The following is a 21,957-nucleotide window of genomic DNA, read 5'->3' as shown; positions in this document are numbered from 1 at the left end:
TGCAATACAAATTATAAAATCCATCAATAAACACCCTGATTATTCTCAATTTATTATTTTAATACCCACATTAATTTAAAAGTTACGGATAATATTTTTGTTTCATTCTAAGCGCAACATTAACCAAAGCAATTAACACTGGCACTTCAACCAAAGGACCAATTACCCCAGCGAATGCTTGATCTGAACTCAATCCAAACACTGAAATAGACACTGCAATCGCTAATTCAAAATTGTTGCCGGTGGCTGTAAAAGCAATAGAGGCATTCTTGTCATAAGGAATACCCATTTTCTTACCAACAAAGAAGCTAATAAAAAACATTAGAACAAAGTAAATAACCAGTGGCACAGCAACACGGAAAACATCCATTGGTAAGGCTAAAATCATATCGCCTTTAAGGCTAAACATCAGCACAATCGTAGCGAGTAATGCAATTAACGTAATAGGTGAAATATGTGGAATAAACACCTCGTTGTACCATTGATCTCCTTTTTTAGCGACCAACCATTTACGACTAATAAAACCCGCAAGGAAAGGAATACCAAGATAAATAAGAACACTTTCTGCAATATCTATAATAGATATATTAATAGCAAAACCTTGATAACCAAATAGTGGTGGTAATACCGTAATAAACAACCACGCCATAACACTGTAAGTCAGAATTTGAAATGCGCTGTTTAATGCAACCAATGTAGCGCCATACTCTTTATTACCGCCTCCAATATCATTCCAGACTAATACCATCGCAATACAACGAGCCAAGCCGATAAGAATAATCCCCACCATGTAACCGGGATGATCACCAAGGAAGGTTAATGCTAAAACAAACATTAAAATAGGGCCAACAATCCAATTCATAACCAAAGATAACGTAAGGGCTTGTTTATCTTTGGTTACTTTTCCCATTAATCCATAATTTACTTTTGCAAGAGGAGGATACATCATTAAAATCAAACCAATCGCCAACGGAACATTGGTTGTTCCAACCGACATCGCTTGATTCCACTGAGACACTTCAGGAAAAATAGCGCCGATCCCCACCCCAATGATCATTGCAGCAAAAATCCATACCGTTAAGTAACGATCAAGAAACTGCATTTTATTATTTGGGCTATTTAAAACCTTTGTTGTCATAGTAACCTTCCAATATTTATTATTTACAACAATCAATCGTTAATCGTCGAATAACGATTAATTGTCATGAAAAAATCCAATCTTGTCTATAAAGTACTTAATAAAATATTAAGACAAGAAATCTGAAAATTTAGCGTTAAATGTATTTAGTGCTTCACGGTTAATGCGATAACACACTTTAGGTGGGTTTGGTTCAGCTTTAATAAAATTAGCCTGTTTTAGTATCCGTAAATGCTCAGAAACTGTTGATTGCGCTAATCCTAACTCAGACACTAGATCACTGTTTAAACAGCTATCCATCGCATCTAAGGTATGAAGAATGTGAAGAATACGCAAACGTGCAGGATGTGATAATGCTTTAGCTTGTGCTGCTAATGTTTGTTCTGTCTTTAGTTGTTGATCTGTTGCCGCAAAAGATATTTGGCAAGAATCAGGACATTTGGTCATTATTTTATCACACCATCTCGTTAATCGTCGATTAACGATACTTCATATTGAAGAACAGTGCAATTATCAATTTTTAGATAAGGCGAATAAAAAGCCTCAATCTTTCAATTGAGGCATTAATTACTTAAATAAGAATAATATTTCACCAATAATTAGAACGAACTTAATTGAACCAACCACTATTAGCATCTTCTTTAGCTCGACCTTCTGACTCCATCAAATTTTGAGTGCCTTTTGATACATTTCTTGTAGCATCAGCTTCAGATTGCAATATATCAGTTTTGGCTTTTTGTCTGTTAAGTTCTACATCAATAAAATCATTTTCTCTAGCTGCTCTTGCTGATTCTTTTTGAATAGCTATCATTTTACTTTTAAACTCAAGATCTCGTAATTTATCTTGATATTCTTGATCTCGATATTTATCCGCTAAACGTTCAGCCACCTTTTCTTGATGCAGAGCATCTAATCGTTTTTGCTTTTCTAGTGCCTTTTTATGTCTTAATCTCGCCGATTGTTCTGCTTGCTTTCTTTTTTGAGAAACAATACGAGCCAATTTAGCTCGGTGTCTTGCTTCTATTTTATCCTGCCGTATTTGTTCTGCTTTTATATTTGAAATCCCAATACTTTCTGCTTGATGAATTGCAGATAATTGAGATTGTAATGTATCAGCATTAGCCATTGAAAAAGGTGAAATACAAAATGTGCAAAGAAATATTATCACTTTCTTCATAGCTTAACTTTCCTTACATACTGAGTTAGGCTGAACTCGAGTCTCATTAGCTTGAGTTGATATAACTAAAGCAACACCGGGTTTAAACTCGCAAGCTTGCCCTACTTGAGTCGACGTATAAATTTTATTATTTTCAGAATATGTTAAAGAAACAGCATCGACCATTACTTTATCGGAAACAAGCATACTACTAGCACCTCCTGTGACCCCCCCCAAGACACCACCTACAAGTGTTTCTCCCTGATTATTGCCAATAAACGCTCCAGCAATACTACCTAAAAATCCCCCAACCGCAGCCACGTCTTTTTTAGCTTCTTTATTATCAACCTGCACCTTTGCTGGAGTAACAGCTATAATGTTGATAGTTTTTGCTTCTTGTTTTTGATTCAAGGCACTAACTTGATAAGTTGATGCTTTATATTGTTCCCCTGTTACTCCGCAACCACTTAGAATAACAGCCGATAATAAAGATAAAGCGATTATTTTTTTCATTTCTCACACCATAATTAAACGCAAACAGTTGCTATAAAACAAAGCACCTAGTGTTGGTATATTGCGCCTAATTTATATATTTGTTAATACCCAAAAGGCATATTGCTCGTATTTTAATATTTTTTGAATTTATATAAAAAGAATAACTGCATATATATTTATAATATGAACGACATTAAACAAATCCCTACAATAAACTATATATCCCCGACCTTATTCGCTATGTCTCATAATGTGATAATAAAATAAAAATTTCATAAACGCTTATTTTTAACGAGAGACACTTGAATACACAAGATTATGTTGGAATTTGCAGGACAGTAATCGGCTATGGATTTTCAACATGACCGGATATCAGCAGGAACAGCCGTTTTACGAAGTGGTTTTAATGGAATGGGACAGGAAGTTGACCAGAAAAAGACAGGGCTAAGTTTGTGATTAGACTAGAAACAACAAAGCCCCAGCGTGAGCTGAGGCTTTATTATTTTAATTGGTGCCCGAGGTCGGACTTGAACCGACACTCCCGAAGGAAACGGATTTTGAATCCGTCGTGTATACCAATTTCACCACTCGGGCTTTATTCTCATAAAGAGAATGGAGGCGCGTCCCGGAGTCGAACCGAGGTACACGGATTTGCAATCCGCTGCATAACCACTCTGCCAACGCGCCAACGTTACTAGGAATTCTCCTAGCCTGCTGTTAATTGCTTAACAACGTAATAGATGGTGCCCCGGGCCGGACTTGAACCGGCACAGCGCGAACGCCGAGGGATTTTAAATCCCTTGTGTCTACCAATTCCACCACCAGGGCACGCAATTTCTTGCGATGAGTAAGACACCATCTGTAAATACTGCCTAAGCCGTATTCTTTAATTTGGAGCGACACATCGGGTTCGAACCGATGACCTCAACCTTGGCAAGGTTGCGCTCTACCAACTGAGCTAGTGTCGCATTTTATTCTCAAAGAGAATAGAGGTGTATTCTGAAGTCGAACCGAGGTACGCAGACTTGCAACTAACTACATAGCTACTCTACCAATACGCCAATATTACTAGGATTTCCCTAGCCTGTTGTTAATTGCTTAACAACGTAATAGATGGTGCCCCGGGCCGGACTTGAACCGGCACAGCGCGAACGCCGAGGGATTTTAAATCCCTTGTGTCTACCAATTCCACCACCAGGGCACGCAATTTCTTGCGATGGGTAAGACATCATCTGTAAATACCGCCTAAGCCGTATTCTTTAATTTGGAGCGACACATCGGGTTCGAACCGATGACCTCAACCTTGGCAAGGTTGCGCTCTACCAACTGAGCTAGTGTCGCATTTTATTCTCAAAGAGAATGGAGGCGCGTCCCGGAGTCGAACCGAGGTACACGGATTTGCAATCCGCTGCATAGCCACTCTGCCAACGCGCCAACGTTACTAGGAATTCTCCTAGCCTGCTGTTAATTGCTTAACAACGTAATAGATGGTGCCCCGGGCCGGACTTGAACCGGCACAGCGCGAACGCCGAGGGATTTTAAATCCCTTGTGTCTACCAATTCCACCACCAGGGCACGCAATTTCTTGCGATGAGTAAGACACCATCTGTAAATACCGCCTAAGCCGTATTCTTTAATTTGGAGCGACACATCGGGTTCGAACCGATGACCTCAACCTTGGCAAGGTTGCGCTCTACCAACTGAGCTAGTGTCGCATTTTATTCTCAAAGAGAATGGAGGCGCGTCCCGGAGTCGAACCGAGGTACGCGGATTTGCAATCCGATGCATAGCCACTCTGCCAACGCGCCATATCGTAAAGAATTATATTCCGTACTAACCTCAGTGAGTCACCCCGCTGCGGTATGTGATGTAATTTACTGATTTTACGGGCTGAGTCAACGAAAAATTATGACTTTTTATTTAAGTGGTCATTTTCCGTTACATCCACCTAAAAATCAGCCCATTTCTGATCAAAAACCACCCGCATCAAAATAACCATTCTAAATTAAAAGATTATCATCTTTTGTTAGCTGTCATTCCTTTGTTATAACTAGGCACTGAGATTTACTTTACGTTCACTTAAATTTCATATTGTTATTCACACATTAACAATATTACAAATAAAATAGTCAATAACTTTTCACCTAAAGTATTACATCGGAAACAACACCTTCTTCTACAGTAAGATCTTCATCAATAAGCGTTAATTGTTACCGCTAATTATTTGATTTTAAAGTATACCTCTTTAGGGTTATTTAAAGTTGTATTTGATTTATATCATATTTATTCTGACTAACACTCAATAAGATTATTGTAATTCACAATATTGTTAAGAGGATTTATGAGTAAAGTCAAAATAGCGATTATTGGTAACGGTATGGTTGGTCACCGCTATATCGAAGAGCTTATCGATAAAGCTAACATGGATAACTATGATATTACGGTCTTTTGTGAAGAACCACGTGTAGCCTATGATAGGGTTCATCTTTCATCTTATTTCTCTCACCACACCGCTGAAGAACTCTCGCTCGTTAAGCAAGGTTTTTATCAAAAGCATGATGTTAAGGTCCTATTAGGCGAACGTGCCATCACCATTAACCGAGATCAAAAACTCATTTACTCAAACAGTGGTCGTGAAGTTCATTACGATAAGTTAATTATGGCAACAGGATCATACCCTTGGGTGCCATCAATTAAAGGCAATGATTCAAAAGACTGTTTTGTTTATCGCACCATTGAAGATCTTAAAGCGATTGAAGCAACCGCTAAACACAGTAAAAGTGGTGTTGTCGTTGGTGGCGGATTACTTGGATTAGAAGCTGCTGGTGCACTAAAAGCATTAGGGGTGGATACTCATGTTATTGAGTTTGCCCCAGTACTGATGGCTGAGCAATTGGATCCCCATGGTGGCGCACAACTTCGAAAAAAAATCGAACAACTCGGTGTTGTAGTTCATACAGGTAAAAATACTCAAGAGATTATTGCCCAAGGTGAACATGCTCGCAATACATTAGCATTTGCTGATGGCACTTCACTTGAAGTCGACTTTATTGTCTTTTCTACTGGTATTCGTCCCCAAGATAAACTCGCTCAACATTGCAATTTAGCGCTAGGTAATCGTGGCGGTATTGCGATTAATAATTTCTGTCAAACATCTGATGATGATATTTATGCCATTGGTGAGTGTGCTTCATGGAACAACATGTTCTTTGGCTTAGTTGCTCCTGGTTATAAAATGGCGCAAATTGCTGTAGGTCACTTACTGGGTGAGTCGCATGCTTTTGAAGGTGCTGACATGAGCGCCAAATTAAAATTATTAGGCGTAAAAGTTGGCAGTATTGGTGATGCGAATGGTCGTACTCCCAACAGTAAAAGCTATGTTTACCTTAACGAACAGCAAGATGTTTATAAACGTATTATTGTTTCAGAAGACGGAAAGCAGCTTTTAGGTGCCGTGTTGGTCGGTGATACCGCTGATTATGGTAATTTATTACAGCTTAAATTGAACAATATTGAATTACCTAAAAATCCTGACGCTCTAATTCTTCCGGCTCATGCGGGTACAGAAAAACCGGCAATGGGCGCTGATTCATTACCTGATAGTGCTGTCATTTGTTCATGTTTTGATGTTACTAAAGGTAAAATTGCGGCAGCTGTCGCTGATGGTTATACAACGCTAGGTGAGATTAAAGCAGTAACAAAAGCAGGTACAGGCTGTGGCGGTTGCTTACCATTAATAACCCAAGTTCTTAATGCTGAACTTGCGAAAGCCGGCGTTGAAGTTAAAAATCACCTTTGTGAGCACTTTGAATATTCTCGCCAAGAACTCTTACACCTTATTCGTATAGAAGAAATTACGTCATTTGAGGCGTTACTGGCTAAATATGGTAAAGGTTACGGCTGTGAAGTCTGTAAACCAACAATCGGCTCAATCCTTGCTTCATGTTGGAATGAATACGCACTCACACCTCAAAATACACCACTCCAAGACACCAATGATATTTTCCTTGGCAACATGCAAAAAGATGGCACCTATTCTGTTATTCCACGTATGGCTGGCGGTGAAGTGACACCAGCGGGATTATTAGCATTAGCCCAAGTTGCAAGTGACTATAAACTTTACACCAAGGTAACTGGCGCACAGCGTATTGGTTTATTTGGTGCTCATAAAGACGATTTACCACAAATTTGGCAACGTCTGATTGATGCCGGATTTGAAACAGGTCAAGCCTATGCCAAAGCACTCCGCATGGCAAAAACATGTGTTGGTAGCACTTGGTGTCGTTTTGGCGTGCAAGACAGTGTCGGTTTAGGCGTCCAACTTGAGAACCGTTATAAAGGTATTCGTACTCCCCATAAGATGAAGTTCGGCGTGTCTGGTTGTACTCGTGAATGTGCTGAAGCTCAAGGTAAAGATTTAGGTATTATTGCTACAGATGCGGGTTGGAATATGTATGTTGGCGGTAATGGCGGTATGAAACCACGTCATGCCGACTTATTTGCAGCAGATCTTGATACTGCAACCTTAATTAAATATATCGATCGCTACTTGATGTTCTATATCCGTACTGCCGACAAGCTACAACGTACTTCAACATGGTTAACAAGCTTAGACGGTGGCGTTGATTACCTTAAAGACGTCATCATCAATGATAAATTAGGCCTGAACCAACAACTTGAAGCAGACGCAGAACGATTGATTGCAACTTATCACTGTGAATGGCAAGCCACACTCAGCAATGAGCAACAATTAAAGCGCTTTGCACATTTCATTAATAGTTCTAAGCATGATGACAACGTTGTTTTTGTTCCTACACGCGAACAGCATCGTCCAGCAACTGCTGATGAAAAAGCAATGAATCATGAACAAGATACAACCTTTATTATTTCATTGGAGGAAAAAGCATGAGTCAGTGGATTTCTGTCTGCAATCTTGATGATTTAATTCCCGGCACCGGTGTTTGCGCATTAGTTGGCGATCAACAAGTGGCGATTTTCCGTCCCTATAATAGTGAGCAACTATTTGCCCTCAATAATAAAGACCCTTTTGCACAATCAAATGTCCTCTCTCGTGGGATTATTTGCCAACATCAGGATCAACTATGGATCGCGAGTCCATTAAAGAAACAACGTTTTTCATTAGTTGATGGTCATTGTTTAGAACAACCTGATATTAAAATTACGTGTTATCAGATTCAAGTTCACCAAGGTCAAGTACAGGTTCGCTTGTAATTAAAGCAGTAATGAGTTTGGCATATATTGCCAAACTCTTTTTGCCATAAGTTAATATAAACACTTCATTATTAGCTTATGACAAACAGTTTTAATTTCTACAAGGAAAATGTATGTACGCTGATACAATCAAAAAATGCTCCGCCAATGCGGCCCGTATTGTTAAATTTGCACAAAACGAGAAACTAGGCTTTTGGATAAGCTCTGCCATGGCTGGCGCTTACGTTGGTTTGGCCATTATTTTAATTTTTACTCTCGGTAATATGGTTGATCCCAGTATTAGACCCCTCGTTATGGGTGCTACATTTGGTATCGCTTTAGTCTTGGTGATTATTGCAGGATCTGAACTTTACACTGGACACACTATGTTTTTAACTTTTGGTGTAAAAACAGGTCAAATCACCGTCACAGACATGCTAAAGGTATTGCCTCAAACATGGATGGGTAACCTCTTAGGATCTGTAGGCGTCGCATTACTTTTCTTCTATGCTGGCGGTGGTCATCTGTTAAATGATGGCAATAGCTTATTAAACAATGTCGCGATGGCAAAAACGGCTGCACCCGCTTCAGTGTTAGTATTTAAAGGTATTCTTTGTAATTGGCTTGTTTGTTTAGCTATTTGGATGTGTCAGCGGGTTGAAGGCTCTGCGAAATTTATTGCTATTTGGTGGTGTTTATTAGCCTTTATCGCTTCAGGTTATGAGCACTCAATTGCAAATATGACAATCTTTGCTCTATCTTGGTTTGGCGTTCATAAAGAAGCATTTACGCTAGCGGGAATTGGTCATAACTTACTATGGGTAACTATCGGTAATACTATTTCTGGGGTGGTATTTATGGGACTTGGCTATTGGTTTACAACATCAAAAACACAACGTCCAATAATTAAATCCGCTACAACTGATACCCAACCACAATAAAAAATAGTGTAATCATACTAATAATAATGACACAGCCTTGGAGTAAACTTATGTCACAACAAGACACTTTTTATACATTATCAACACCAAAAAGTGTTGGTAAAGTTATCCTTGTCGGTGCTGGCCCTGGCGATCCTGACTTGCTAACGGTAAAAGCAATGCGTTTGATTCAACAGGCTGATGTCATTATTTATGATCGTTTAGTCTCTGGTGAAATTATTGCGTTATTTCCACCGCACTGCCAATCAATTTTTGTGGGTAAAGAAGCTGGTAATCACTGCGTCCCCCAGCAACAAATAAATGATTTATTAGTTAAACATGCTTTAGCCGGCAAGCAAGTAATACGCTTAAAAGGTGGAGACCCATTTATTTTTGGTCGTGGCGGTGAAGAATTAGAAGCATTACTGCCTTTTAATATTCCTTTTGAAGTTGTTCCAGGGATCACAGCCGCATCAGGCTGTGCTGCATATGCAGGCATTCCATTGACCCATCGCGATCATGCGCAAAGTGTCCAGTTTATTACCGGGCATCTAAAACAAGGTCAGGATCAAATTGATTGGCTATCACTAGCACGTGCTAAACATACACTCGTATTTTATATGGGACTCAATCAAAGCAGTGCCATTCGTCATAAACTCAGTGCTTATGGCATGTCACTCGCAACACCAATCGCAATTGTGGAACGTGGCACCACGGCTCAGCAACGTGTTTTAACGGGAGAATTAGCTCAGATAGAAACACTCGCTAAACAAGCAGCTAGCCCCGCTCTTATTATTATCGGTAGCGTGACCTTATTATCACAACAACTTAATTGGTTTAAGCAACAAACAGATTCAATCAATATTGAACAACCTTTACAGTGCTGTGGATAATCTTATACTATTGATATAATAAGGAATTGATAAGTAAGGTGTTAATGATATTTACCACATTAAAATAGCACCAATAATATATCGATTCAGACAACAAAGATAAAAGACTAGAAACAAAAATGGCGAGCTTATTAGCTCGCCATTTCTTTATTTGTTAGCCAATATTTAACGTTATTTAGTGATTATCTGCGTTTAACAAATCACCTTTAGCCGCTTTAAGATACTGCACCATTGACCAGTAAGTTAGTACCATTGCAATGTAAAGCGATGCATAACCTAGCCACACAACATATTGATGTGGATGCCATAGTAGTAATAATAACGCAAACATTTGTGAGGCAGTTTTTACTTTACCGACCCATGAAACGGCTACACTTGCTCGTTTACCAAGTTCAGCCATCCACTCACGTAATGCTGAAATAATAATCTCACGTCCAATCATTGTAATAGCAGGCACAGTTACCCAAAGGGTATGATAATGTTCAACCACCAACACCATCGCGGTTACAACCATTAATTTATCGGCAACAGGGTCAATAAAAGCACCAAAACGGGTTGTTTGATTGAGTTTACGTGCAAGATAACCATCAAACCAATCTGTTACGCCTGCCACCCAAAAGATTAACGCAGTTGCAAACGCCGACCATTCATAAGGTAAATAAAAGGTAATAACAAAAAATGGGATAAGAATGAGCCGGATAAAACTTAAAATATTTGGGATTGATAAACGCATAATTTTATTCTTATATTCAAGATCTGGGTCTAAGATACAACCGAGGTTACTCTAAAAAATAACAGAGTATGCCTTTCGTGTAAATTCAACCAATAAAGTACTGTAACAATGATGACCTTCAAAGTGACAGACTAACCATGTTGCAATGCATCGACTATTTTTTCTGCTAAAGCTAAACTGATACCTGGTACTTTAGCTATTTCTTCTTTATTTGCTTTTTTCAGTTCTTGCATTCCACCCATGTATTTTAATAAAGCTTGACGCCGCTTGGGTCCAACTCCCTCGACATCTTCAAGTGTACTACGCTTTCTTACTTTTGCTCTCTGGGCACGGTGACCACTGATCGCATGATTATGACTTTCATCACGAATATGTTGGATTAAATGTAACGCGGGAGAATCACTTGGCATAGATAATTCTTCACCCGTCACGAAAATTAAGGTTTCAAGCCCTGGTTTTCGTGTGGTTCCCTTTGCAACACCCACTAACATTGGTCGTTTCGGCCACTCAGCAATATAAGGACTAACAACATCATACGCTCTTGAGAGCTGACCTCTACCCCCATCAATAAAAATTATATCTGGAATTTTATCCAATTCCATATTTTTACTATACCTACGATCTAATACTTGTGCCATCGCTGCATAATCATCACCACCAGTGATCCCAGTAATATTATAACGGCGGTATTCTTGCTTTAATGGACCTTCATGATTAAAGACCACACAAGATGCCACGGTTTTTTCACCCATGGTATGGCTAATATCAAAACATTCCATTCGAGAGATAGGTTTTAAGTTTAATGCTTGTTGCAGTGCAAAAAAACGCTCTTGAATCGTCATTCGATGATTTAATTTACTGGTTAGCGCCGTTTCGGCATTTGTTTGTGCTAATTGTAAATACTTGGCTCGTGCACCACGAGGATGATATTTAATCGTTATCTTACGGCCTGCAAGCTCAGATAATGCAGCTAAAATAGCCTCACTATCATCCCCGAGTTCTTCACTTAAAAGAATAAGGCTCGGAATAACCCGTCCTTCAGCTTGATTAAAATAAAACTGGGTAACAAAACTTGATAACACTTCGGTTAACGAAGCATCGATAGGCATTTTAGGAAAATAACTGCGACTACCTAAAATCTTACCCTGACGAATATAAAGACCATGAATACACGCCATACCATTTTGATGAGCAATACCGATAACATCTAAATCATCGTGATTATCTTGACTAACAAACTGCTGCTCTTGAATACGACGCAAGGCTTGGATCTGATCACGATAAACAGCAGCACGTTCAAACGCCAGAACAGCACTCGCCTGCTCCATTTTTTCCACCATGGTATTGATCACTTGCCGATCTTTACCTTGTAGAAATAATCTTACCCATTGCACTTGTTGTTGATAATCATCATCAGAGACTAACCCTTTAACACAAGGACCAGAACATCGACCAATTTGATACATCAAACAGGGACGACTACGGTTAGCGTAAACAGAATCTTCACATTGGCGGATAGGAAATATTTTTTGCATAAGATGCAAACTTTCACGTACAGCAGAAACATCAGGATAAGGACCAAAATATTCACCTTTACGGCGTTTAACGCCACGATGAATGGATAGCCGAGGATGTTTACTGGCACTTAGCAAAATATAAGGATAAGACTTATCATCACGCAATAAGACATTATATTTAGGTAAATACTGCTTAATATAATTATGTTCGAGGATCAATGCTTCAGTTTCAGTGTGAGTAACTGTCACATCAACTTTACGAATATTTTTGACTAACGCGCGCGTTTTTTCACCGTTAACATTAATACGGAAATAACTGGATAGGCGTTTTTTGAGATCTTTGGCTTTACCAACATAGATGATCTCACCGCTGGCGTCGTACATACGGTAGACGCCAGGTTGGTGAGTGACCGTTTTGAGAAAACCTTGAGCATCAAAACTGACATCATCAACGTGCTCTGACACTATAAAGTCTCAGTATCAAGCATGCCATGACGAATCGCCAAATGTGTTAACTCAACATCACCACTAATATTTAACTTATTAAATAAGCGATAACGGTAACTATTTACTGTTTTAGGACTTAAACTTAATTGTTCTGATATATCAGTAACTTTTTGTCCTTTGGTGATCATCATCATGATCTGTAATTCACGCTCTGACAGTTCTTTAAATGGATTTTCTGAATCTGGCGCGAACTGACTTAAAGCCATTTGTTGAGCAATTTCAGATGAAATATACCGTTGACCACTATTAACCATACGAATAGCGTTAACCATGTCATCTGGCCCTGCACCCTTGGTCAAATAACCCGAAGCACCCGCTTGCATAACTTTGGTTGGAAACGGATTTTCAGTGTGTACAGTTAATACAATAATTTTAACATCGGGATTGAAGCGTAAAATTTTACGAGTCGCTTCAAGACCGCCGATACCTGGCATATTCATATCCATAAGAATAATGTCGGCATAATTGCTACGACACCATTTTACGGCTTCCTCACCACTGATGGCTTCCCCTACCACCTTAATACCACGGACATCTTCAAGAAGACGTCGGATCCCTGTGCGAACCAGTTCGTGATCATCTACAAGGAATACATTAATCAAGCTGTATCTCCAATATGATTTGGCTCTGCACCCGGCCACAATGGCGGGACAGCTAACTCACTAATACTTATAATTCTACCTTAACTTCAACGCTAACCTCATACTGATTCTGTGTCTCAGTGCAAAGTTTCACATAAAGTTAAGACTTGACAGTTTACGGTTATCTATTTTTTACGCGCTGTAAAATAATGACCGTTGTTCGATTATTGTCTATTTTATAATAAAAATAAAGCCCCAAAAAATTAGTCTGCACATATGCTAACAATACCATGATAAAAAACAGCCAAATCAGTAAGCTATAACACTTTATTAACCTAAATTTGATAAGATAAACTAATGCTGATTATTCTTTAGCCGTCTAGATGTAAAGCGTTCCTTTCCGTGAGAGATTACGTTATCATAGCGCCGCTTTTGGTTTCACATTTACGACATACTGCGTTTTCATATTGAAAAGACTTACACCGCTCCTACTTAATAATGGATTATTAATGCTGAGTTACCCAAAATGATAGTCATTACTATCACGGTACTCTGCTGATTAGCATCGTCTGTCTAATCTGTAACACGATGATTACAACCATAAGCACCTTTATAATCCAATTATTGCATTTCATCGATGGCTGAATGTCTCGATGACTGAGTTAACAAGGTTAAGTTATGAGTCTTTCTGCTAAAACAGTTGTTGTTATTGCAATTGGTGCAGCCTTATATGGCATCGGTGGTTTACCTATGTTCGGTATTCCTGTCTTTGCTAACACCACTTTAAAACCAGCCATGGCAGTATTAGCCTTATTTGCCGTTCTTTTTGGTCCTCTTGTCGGTTTTCTTGTTGGCATTATTGGTCATTGGGTAACAGACCTATTTGCCGGTTGGGGAGTATGGTTTACATGGGAACTTGGCTCAGGCATTGTTGGTTTGATTATTGGACTCTACCCTATTCTTACTCGTGGCCGTTTAGATATGGGACTTTTTTCTAAACTTGATTTTAGCCTATTTGTGGCACTTGCATTTGTCGCCAATGTCGTGGGCTATGGCTGCTCCGCTTTTCTTGATGCGGTCCTCTATGCAGAACCATTTACCAAAGTATTAGTGCAATTAGTCATTATTGCATTAAGTAATACCATCATTATTGCCCTTGTTGGCCATTTAATCCTGACATCGGTCGCTAAACGTAAGCAGCAAAGCTTCAACTTAAAAGAGGCTTATTAATAATGAGTATCGTCTTTAATAACTTTTCGTTCAAATATTGGGCGCTTGAAAATCCAACGCTTAAAAATATTAATCTGACAATTAACAAAGGCGAAAAAATTGCGCTTATTGGTCCAAGTGGTTGTGGAAAATCAACATTAGGACAATGCCTAAATGGACTAATACCGCATGCTATTAAAGGTGATTGTAGCGGCGAGTTATATATTAATGGTAAGAATACCCGCACATTAGATCTTGATCACTGTACCAGTATGGTCGGTACGGTACTCCAAGACACCGATGGTCAATTTGTGGGATTAAGTGTAGGCGAAGATATTGCTTTTGCACTTGAAAACCAAATGATTCCGCAACAACAAATGCGTGAAATCGTACAAGCAACCGCCGATATGGTCGATTTAAACAGTATTTTAGATCACTCTCCTTTTGAACTAAGCGGCGGTCAAAAACAACGTGTCTCTATGGCGGGTGTCATGGTGGATGACGTTGATATTTTATTATTTGATGAGCCACTAGCCAGCCTTGACCCCAAAACGGGTAAAGCAGCAATTGAGATCATTGATAATCTACATAAAGATTCAAACAAAACGGTGATCATTATTGAACACCGTTTAGAAGACGTATTACACCGTCCAATTGATCGTATTATTATGATGGAACGTGGTGAAATCATTGCAGATATGACACCGGATGATCTTTTAGCCAGCCCGTTATTACAGCAACACGGTATCCGTGAACCATTATATATTTCTGCCATAAAAGCAGCCGGATGTACGATCACAGCTGAAGATAAGCCTGCATATTTTTCAACCATTAATCTTGATAAATTCAAACCTCAAATAGAAGATTGGTTCCATCAAGTTAAACAACCTCAATTAGATCCCGTACAAGATGTGCTATTAAGCGTTAACAACCTTAGTTATTCTTATGATGGTGTTCGCAAGACGTTAGACGACGTTAGCTTTGATATTCATAAAGGCGAATTTGTTGCCATTATGGGTAAAAATGGCTCGGGTAAATCTACCATCACCCGTTTAATCATGGGCGTGTTAGAAGCCGATGAAGGTATCATCACCCTTAATGGTAACGACTTAACGAACCAATCTATTTTTGAGCGTAGCCAGCACATTGGGGTGGTAATGCAAAATCCTAATCATATGATCTCACATCATATGATTTTTGATGAAGTTGCATCAGGGCTACGTAACCGTGGCATGGATGAAGCACAGATTAAAATCAAAGTAGAAAAAACGCTTAAACTTTGTGGCCTAGGTCGCTATCACCACTGGCCTGTCGATGCATTAAGTTTTGGTCAGAAAAAACGCGTTACAATTGCGACAATGTTAGTGCTTGAGCCTGAATTGCTGATCCTCGATGAGCCAACAGCGGGACAAGATTATCATCACTACACTGCAATGATGGCGTTTATTCAAGAACTGAATCAAAAGCTTGGGCTAACCATTGTGATTATTTCACATGACATGCACTTAGTGCTTGAATATACCCAACGCGCGATTGTCATTGCCGATAATCGCTTACTTACCGATGATAAAGTTAATCATATCTTTAGCCAACCAGCATTATTGGATCAAGCAAACTTAACCGTTACTAGCTTATATTCATTAGCTCAGGCGATGGGTATTGAGCATATTGATCAATTTATTCGCTGTTTTATCGCCCACGAAGTAAAAAATAAATAACCATGAAAAGCAAACATTTAAAATTTGGCATCAGTTATGTCAACACCAATTCTTGGCTTCATGCCTTAAACGGCATTACTAAATTTGTGCTATTTATGGCGTGGGTAACAATGGTGTTACTCACCTTTGATCTACGCGTTATCTGTGGATTAATCATCGTGGGTTTATTGCTACTTAAAGCCACTAAAATCCCTTTTGCTGTCTATAAACCGTTATTAGTCGGTACCGCGGTCGTATTATTAATGAATGCATTATTTATGTTTTTGATTGCCCCTCAACAAGGCACCGATTACATGCATTCGACCACTGTACTCGTGCACCTTTTTGGTCACTATAATATTACTCTTGAAACGGTATTTTACTTACTAACCGTCACGCTGAAATATTTTAGTATGTTCCCAATTGCGTTAGTATTTGTTTTTACTACTCATCCAACGGAATTTTCAGCCAGTTTAAATAAATTAGGTGTCCCTTACCGTATTGCTTATGCGGTTAGTTTAACGTTACGTTATTTACCTGAAGTGATGAAAGATTTCACTAATATCATGCATGCTCAACAAGCACGAGGGGTAGATATATCAAAAAATGCGCCAGTGATGACACGTATTCGTAACGTTGCCAAAATCCTTGGGCCGCTGATTTTTTCAAGTTTAGATCGCGCTGATGTGATCTCCAATGCGATGACATTACGTGGTTTTGGTCGTAATAAAAAACGCAGTTGGTATAGCTTAAAACCGATGACAAAAAATGATGTCATTGCGCTAGTTATTATTGCTCTTGTACTTGGGCTTGGCATTTTGCATCGTTATCAATCTACAACTTTATTCTGGTATCCTTTTCATTAAGACTGCCTTTAAATCATAATAAAAAACCGTCATTTATTGGCGGTTTTTTCGTTTAACTCGCTGTAATTCCTCTCTTCATTACCTTCTTGTTATCCTTGTTTTTATTCCATCTCTTATTAATAATATTGCTCTATTTCTCAAATCATAAGAAAAGTAACTTTTTACTTATTGTCAGCGTATTAATTAAACCGTACTTTAAATTAACAAAAAATAAACTTAACGCTTACTAGTCAAACAACCAGTCACGTTTTTATAACTAAAAATCATTAAAAAACACAACATACAGACTAATAAATACAAAAATAGCATAAATACCACAGTGATAAAGAAAATAACAATTATCACTCTGTAATAATCATTAAAAGGATTTTAAAATGAAATTACTCGCTATTATTAGCACATTAGGCGGAATACTTTGCTCAAGCTTCGCTACGGCCGCTGACACTTTTATCTCGATAGGTACGGGTGGTCAAACGGGTGTTTATTACATTGCAGGACAATCTATTTGTCGATTTGTAAACCGCACAACGGATACTCACCACATCAAATGTAATGCTCCAACCAGTGGTGGTGGTGTGGCTAACGTAAATGGTTTACGTAGCCATGAATACAACTTCGGCATTATGCAATCCGATCATCAGTTTAAAGCGCTTAACGGCTTAGCCCCTTTTCAAGATCACGGCAAAATGCCCGCTATTCGTGCGGTTTTCTCTCTACAAAGTGAAGTGTTTACCATTCTTGCTCGTGAAGATTCAGGTATTAAGACCTTTGACGATTTAAAGAATAAGCGAGTGAACTTAGGCAATCCCGGTTCAGGACAACGTGATACGTTTGAGCAGATTTTAACGGTTAAAAATTGGAATAGTGATATTTTCAGTCTGGTTTCTGATCTCAAACCAGCCGAACAAGCGCCTGCAATGAGTGATAATAAAATTGATGCGATGAGCTACTTTGTTGGTCACCCAAATGGCGCGATTCAAGAAGCCTCTACGACTACAGATACCCGTTTAATTGCGGTTACAGGCCCTGAGATTGATGCACTATTAAAAGAAAAGAGCTATTTCACTAAAGCGATTATTCCTGGTGGTATGTACCGTGGTAACCCAAATGATACCGTTTCTATTGGTGGTAAAGCGGTGTTATCAACCAATGCAGATACTGATCCCGAAATGGTGTATCAATTAGTGAAGTCAGTCTTTACTAACATGGATCGTTTCAAACGCTTACATCCTGCTTTTGCTGAACTAAAAGAAACCGACATGATAAAAGCCGGTTTAACCGCGCCACTACATGATGGCGCTATTCGCTACTACAAAGAACGTGGCTGGATGTAAATTCCACCGCCAAGCGAGATAGTCACTTATCTCGCTTACCCTTCTTTTTTACTAATGAAAATACATAGCATGCCATTGCTTTAATAACGTTTTCTGTTTTCATTAGTGTTAACAAGTAAGTGAATACTTATGACTCAACATAATCTAATACTCGATAACCCGCTTTCAACAGAAGATCTGATTGCGAAAGATGTCGGCGCGCGTTTACCGACTGGAATGATGGCAAAAGTTATTACCTTTTTAGCTATTTCATGGTCACTGTTTCAATTGTGGATCGCATCCCCACTGCCTTTTATTATTGGTCTCGGGGTTTTTAATGACACCGAAACTCGCGCTATTCACTTAGCCTTTGCGCTTATTCTTGCCTTTTTAGTCTTTCCTGCCAGACACTCTTCAGCCACAGATCGGGTACCTTATAGTGATATTGCTTTAGGGATGATTGCGGCAGCTACCTCATTGTATTTATTTGTTATGTATAATGAATTAGCCCAGCGCCCCGGCAGTTTAACCCAATTTGATTTAGTCATTGCGTGTATTGGCTTACCGTTATTACTAGAAGCTGCCCGACGAGTCTTAGGCCCAGCTTTACCTCTTATTGCACTAGGCTTTATTGGTTATAGTTTTGCGGGCCCTTGGATGCCGGGATTACTCGCCCATCGCGGTGTACAATTTGCTTCACTTGCGAATCATCAATGGATCACCACTGAAGGCGTATTTGGAATCGCACTTGGGGTATCCACCAGCTTTGTTTTTTTGTTTGTGCTATTTGGCGCTTTACTTGAGCGTGCAGGTGCTGGGCATTATTTTATTCAATTAGCCTTTAGTTTATTAGGACACCTTCGTGGTGGGCCAGCAAAAGCCGCTGTAGTTGCATCAGGGCTAACTGGATTAATATCTGGATCATCAATAGCTAACGTTGTCACAACGGGTACATTTACTATTCCAATGATGCGCAAAGTCGGGTTTAGCAAGGAAAAAGCAGGCGCAATAGAAGTTGCATCTTCGGTAAACGGGCAAATTATGCCTCCTGTTATGGGCGCTGCGGCTTTTTTAATGGTCGAATATGTCGGCATTCCTTATATCGACATTATTAAGCATGCATTTTTACCGGCGGCTATTTCATACATTACTCTGCTTTATATTGTTCACTTAGAAGCTCTAAAGTTAGGAATGACCGCAATTGAACCTAAGCACCATAAACCGTGGTTAGTGCGTTTAACCAGTTTTAGTTTTGGGTGTTTGTTGGTCAGTGGTTTTTCGTTAACTCTCTATTATGGCTTAGGATGGATCAAACCGTTATTAGGTAATTATGCAGCTTATGCCATTGGCGGATTATTAATTGCAGTTTATCTCGGTTTACTCAAAGTAGCCGCCACTCACCCACCATTACCGGCTGATGATCCTGATGCGCCCTTAGATGAATTGCCAGAAACACGCAGCGTCTTATTAGCAGGGTTACATTTTATTTTACCTGTAGTGGTCTTAGTGTGGTGTTTAATGGTCGAGCGTTTATCTCCAGGACTATCGGCTTTTTGGGGCTCGGTAATGTTGGTTGGTATTATCGTCACTCAACGTCCGCTACTAAGTTTATTACGTAAAGACGGTTATCATTATGGCAATTTCAATGACGGCAAAAATGATCTGATTGAAGCCTTAATTGCAGGCTCACGTAATATGATCGGAATAGGTATTGCCACTGCTACCGCGGGAATTATAGTCGGTGCTGTTTCTCAAACAGGTGTGGGGTTAATTCTAGCAGATTTAGTTGAAATGCTATCAATGGGCAATTTAATGCTGATGCTAATTTTATCTGCACTATTAAGCCTTATACTTGGTATGGGACTGCCAACTACCGCTAACTATATTGTGGTCTCAAGCTTATTAGCGCCCGTTATTGTAACGCTAGGTCAGCATTATGGCCGATGTAACTCCTCCAGTTGGGTTAGCCTCATTTGCCGCTGCCGCCGTATCAAAAGGCGATCCAATAAAAACCGGTATCACTGCGTTTTATTACAGCTTACGAACCGCCGCATTACCGTTTTTATTTATCTTTAATACTGATTTATTACTGATCGATGTCACTGTAACCCATGGCATTATTATCTTTATTATTGCAACCATTGCGATGCTTATTTTTGCGATGGCAACCCAAGGCTGGTTTATTACTCGTAATCGTTGGTATGAAAATATCGCGTTATTATTGATCTCATTTACTCTATTTCGTCCCGGTTTTTGGCAAGACTTAATAGTGGATCCTTTTCAAAATATCGCGCCAACACACTTAGTAAAAACCCTTGATACTCTACCTGCTGGCAATGTTATTCGTATGCGAATGGCTGGTGAAGATGCGATTGGTAAACACCGAGAGTTTAGCGTGTTATTTACCGTTCCTAAGGGTAATACCGGCCAACAAAAACTGACAAATATTGGTGTTGAAACCTATCAAAGCCAAGGCAAGACATTGATTGACATGGTAATTTTTGGCAGCCCTGCCGCTAAAGAACAATTACAAGTTGATCAACAGATTCTCGATATTAGAGTCCCAGTGGAACGCTGGCGTAAAGAATGGTTTTGGCTACCTGCAATATTATTATTTGGGATAATAATTCAAAATCAGCGTCGACGTTTACTGTCAGCACCAATAGCAAAAACACCACAAAAATCCGCCATCGTATAAACAAAAAAAAGCCGATCATCTGATCGGCTTTCTATTGTCTATTTTTAAAATTTTAAAGCATTACATTAGCTATTTTTAGCGTGTTGTAAATGGCGCTCTCTTTGGCCTTTAATCACCAAATAGATACCCACTAAAATAAATGGAATACTTAATAACTGACCGGTATTAATCACCATATCGGTTGAGTAATCAGCTTGGTGTACTTTAATAAATTCTAGTAAGAATCGTACTGTCATCACCAAGACTAAGAACCAACCCAACAGCAATCCTTTATACTTACCGATATCGGTTTTTCTATATAAAGCAAATAATAAGAAGAATATTGCTAAGTAAGAAAAGCCTTCATAAAGCATAACCGGATGACGTGGTATTAAATCAACACGTTCAAACACAACCGCCCATGGCAAATTACTTGGGGTGCCTAAGATTTCCGAGTTAAAGAAATTACCAAAACGGACAAAGAAACCAAACAATGCGGTTGCTATTGCTAATCGATCAAGAAGCCACATACGGTCAATAGCATACTTTTTACTGTAATAGTAAACCGCAATGATTAAACCTAAACCACCACCATGACTGGCAAGTCCACCTTCCCATACAGCAAAAATTTTCGCTGGATGTGCCCAGTAGTAATCTGGATCGTAGAACACCACATGAAATAATCGAGCGCCAACAATGATACCGACCACGGCATACATAAGTAATGAATCTAAGCTTTCAATTGGCTTATTTTCACGTTCATAAATTGACTTCATAACTTGGAAGCCAAACGTAATAGCGAGCGCAAATAGCACGCCATACCAATGTATCTTTAAACCAAAGAATGACACTAGTATTGGATTAACATCCCAAACAAAATGATTCAAACAAGATTACCTTCTGAGTGAACAATAGCCAAAAATAACAAATGCTATCGATAATGATTACAGATTAGCAAGAAAAACCAGTGGGGTGAATAAACCGCAGCTTAATTTATCAAACTATTTATAATAAATACGGTTAATAATACAGCACAAAAAAAGC

At 39.1% G+C, this 21,957-nt stretch carries 16 protein-coding genes, 10 tRNA genes and 1 pseudogene; 9 read left to right on the top strand and 18 right to left on the bottom strand.

All coding sequences use genetic code 11. The features are described from left to right. Positions 1–82: 82 nt before the first annotated feature. The 14 genes from arsB to CIK00_RS11015 form a co-directional block, all read right to left on the bottom strand. Complete coding sequence (arsB, locus tag CIK00_RS11080; RefSeq protein ID WP_101768920.1) at positions 83–1,138, bottom strand: ACR3 family arsenite efflux transporter; 1,056 nt, start codon at positions 1,136–1,138, stop codon at positions 83–85. A 108-nt stretch (positions 1,139–1,246) separates the two neighbouring features. Continuing rightward, positions 1,247–1,588, bottom strand: a complete 342-nt coding sequence (locus tag CIK00_RS11075) for an ArsR/SmtB family transcription factor (protein WP_101768919.1) — start codon at positions 1,586–1,588, stop codon at positions 1,247–1,249. A 160-nt stretch (positions 1,589–1,748) separates the two neighbouring features. After that, positions 1,749–2,315, bottom strand: a complete 567-nt coding sequence (locus CIK00_RS11070; RefSeq protein ID WP_101768918.1) for a DUF5384 family protein — start codon at positions 2,313–2,315, stop codon at positions 1,749–1,751. A 3-nt stretch (positions 2,316–2,318) separates the two neighbouring features. Then, entirely contained in the window at positions 2,319–2,807 is a 489-nt protein-coding gene (locus tag CIK00_RS11065) for a hypothetical protein (RefSeq protein WP_101768917.1), read from the bottom strand. A 491-nt stretch (positions 2,808–3,298) separates the two neighbouring features. Continuing rightward, a tRNA-Leu gene (locus CIK00_RS11060) sits at positions 3,299–3,383 on the bottom strand. 19 nt (positions 3,384–3,402) lie between these two features. After that, positions 3,403–3,476 (bottom strand) — tRNA-Cys (locus CIK00_RS11055). Between the two features lie 54 nt (positions 3,477–3,530). Beyond that, positions 3,531–3,617: transfer RNA gene (locus CIK00_RS11050), tRNA-Leu, on the bottom strand. A gap of 64 nt (positions 3,618–3,681) precedes the next feature. Next, positions 3,682–3,757: transfer RNA gene (locus CIK00_RS11045), tRNA-Gly, on the bottom strand. A 146-nt stretch (positions 3,758–3,903) separates the two neighbouring features. Next, a tRNA-Leu gene (locus CIK00_RS11040) sits at positions 3,904–3,990 on the bottom strand. Between the two features lie 64 nt (positions 3,991–4,054). Beyond that, positions 4,055–4,130: transfer RNA gene (locus CIK00_RS11035), tRNA-Gly, on the bottom strand. Positions 4,131–4,149: 19 nt separating this feature from the next. After that, positions 4,150–4,223, bottom strand: a tRNA-Cys gene (locus CIK00_RS11030). A gap of 54 nt (positions 4,224–4,277) precedes the next feature. Continuing rightward, positions 4,278–4,364: transfer RNA gene (locus CIK00_RS11025), tRNA-Leu, on the bottom strand. 64 nt (positions 4,365–4,428) lie between these two features. Continuing rightward, positions 4,429–4,504: transfer RNA gene (locus CIK00_RS11020), tRNA-Gly, on the bottom strand. 19 nt (positions 4,505–4,523) lie between these two features. Further along, positions 4,524–4,597, bottom strand: a tRNA-Cys gene (locus tag CIK00_RS11015). Positions 4,598–5,130: 533 nt separating this feature from the next. On the opposite strand from CIK00_RS11015, the gene nirB reads away from it, so the two are divergent. From nirB to cobA, 4 genes are all read left to right on the top strand, one after another. Further along, positions 5,131–7,698: a nitrite reductase large subunit NirB gene (nirB, locus tag CIK00_RS11010; RefSeq protein ID WP_101768916.1), complete on the top strand. Its 2,568-nt coding sequence runs from the start codon at positions 5,131–5,133 to the stop codon at positions 7,696–7,698. Beyond that, positions 7,695–8,021 (top strand): nitrite reductase small subunit NirD, encoded by a 327-nt coding sequence (nirD, locus tag CIK00_RS11005; protein ID WP_101768915.1) that lies wholly within the window; start codon positions 7,695–7,697, stop codon positions 8,019–8,021. The genes nirB and nirD overlap by 4 nt, the downstream gene beginning before the upstream one ends. A gap of 113 nt (positions 8,022–8,134) precedes the next feature. Continuing rightward, a complete protein-coding gene (gene nirC, locus CIK00_RS11000) occupies positions 8,135–8,941 on the top strand; it encodes a nitrite transporter NirC (protein WP_101768914.1) in 807 nt (268 codons plus the stop codon). Between the two features lie 50 nt (positions 8,942–8,991). Next, positions 8,992–9,813 (top strand): uroporphyrinogen-III C-methyltransferase, encoded by an 822-nt coding sequence (gene cobA / locus CIK00_RS10995; protein ID WP_101768913.1) that lies wholly within the window; start codon positions 8,992–8,994, stop codon positions 9,811–9,813. 175 nt (positions 9,814–9,988) lie between these two features. Here the strand turns inward: cobA and pgsA are convergent, their stop codons facing one another. From pgsA to uvrY, 3 genes are all read right to left on the bottom strand, one after another. Next, positions 9,989–10,546, bottom strand: a complete 558-nt coding sequence (gene pgsA, locus CIK00_RS10990; RefSeq protein ID WP_045038447.1) for a CDP-diacylglycerol--glycerol-3-phosphate 3-phosphatidyltransferase — start codon at positions 10,544–10,546, stop codon at positions 9,989–9,991. 131 nt (positions 10,547–10,677) lie between these two features. Then, positions 10,678–12,528 (bottom strand): excinuclease ABC subunit UvrC, encoded by a 1,851-nt coding sequence (uvrC, locus tag CIK00_RS10985; RefSeq protein ID WP_101768912.1) that lies wholly within the window; start codon positions 12,526–12,528, stop codon positions 10,678–10,680. Continuing rightward, a complete protein-coding gene (gene uvrY, locus CIK00_RS10980) occupies positions 12,528–13,172 on the bottom strand; it encodes a UvrY/SirA/GacA family response regulator transcription factor (RefSeq protein ID WP_101768911.1) in 645 nt (214 codons plus the stop codon). Before uvrY ends, uvrC begins: the two co-directional genes overlap by 1 nt. A gap of 657 nt (positions 13,173–13,829) precedes the next feature. Between uvrY and CIK00_RS10975 the strand changes: the two genes are divergently transcribed. The 5 genes and pseudogenes from CIK00_RS10975 to CIK00_RS10955 all read left to right on the top strand — a co-directional run bounded on the left by CIK00_RS10975 (position 13,830) and on the right by CIK00_RS10955 (position 20,934). Continuing rightward, positions 13,830–14,381, top strand: a complete 552-nt coding sequence (locus CIK00_RS10975) for an ECF-type riboflavin transporter substrate-binding protein (protein ID WP_101768910.1) — start codon at positions 13,830–13,832, stop codon at positions 14,379–14,381. A gap of 2 nt (positions 14,382–14,383) precedes the next feature. Next, positions 14,384–16,078 (top strand): ABC transporter ATP-binding protein, encoded by a 1,695-nt coding sequence (locus CIK00_RS10970; RefSeq protein WP_101768909.1) that lies wholly within the window; start codon positions 14,384–14,386, stop codon positions 16,076–16,078. A gap of 2 nt (positions 16,079–16,080) precedes the next feature. Further along, positions 16,081–16,923 carry an energy-coupling factor transporter transmembrane component T family protein gene (locus CIK00_RS10965; protein ID WP_101768908.1) on the top strand — a complete coding sequence of 281 codons (843 nt, stop codon included), beginning with the start codon at positions 16,081–16,083 and terminating at the stop codon, positions 16,921–16,923. Between the two features lie 374 nt (positions 16,924–17,297). Next, positions 17,298–18,257: a TAXI family TRAP transporter solute-binding subunit gene (locus tag CIK00_RS10960; RefSeq protein WP_101768907.1), complete on the top strand. Its 960-nt coding sequence runs from the start codon at positions 17,298–17,300 to the stop codon at positions 18,255–18,257. 129 nt (positions 18,258–18,386) lie between these two features. Continuing rightward, a pseudogene (locus CIK00_RS10955) lies at positions 18,387–20,934 on the top strand (TRAP transporter permease). 65 nt (positions 20,935–20,999) lie between these two features. Here the strand turns inward: CIK00_RS10955 and lgt are convergent. Then, the gene (gene lgt, locus CIK00_RS10950) at positions 21,000–21,800 is read right to left on the bottom strand and encodes a prolipoprotein diacylglyceryl transferase (protein ID WP_101768906.1); all 801 of its coding nucleotides are present in this window, start codon (positions 21,798–21,800) and stop codon (positions 21,000–21,002) included. Positions 21,801–21,957 lie beyond the last annotated feature (157 nt).

Source organism: Photobacterium carnosum, assembly GCF_002849605.1.
Classification (GTDB): Bacteria; Pseudomonadota; Gammaproteobacteria; order Enterobacterales; family Vibrionaceae; genus Photobacterium; species Photobacterium carnosum.
The sequence above is the reverse complement of the archived record's forward strand: the minus strand, read 5'-3'. Positions and strand labels throughout refer to the sequence as shown.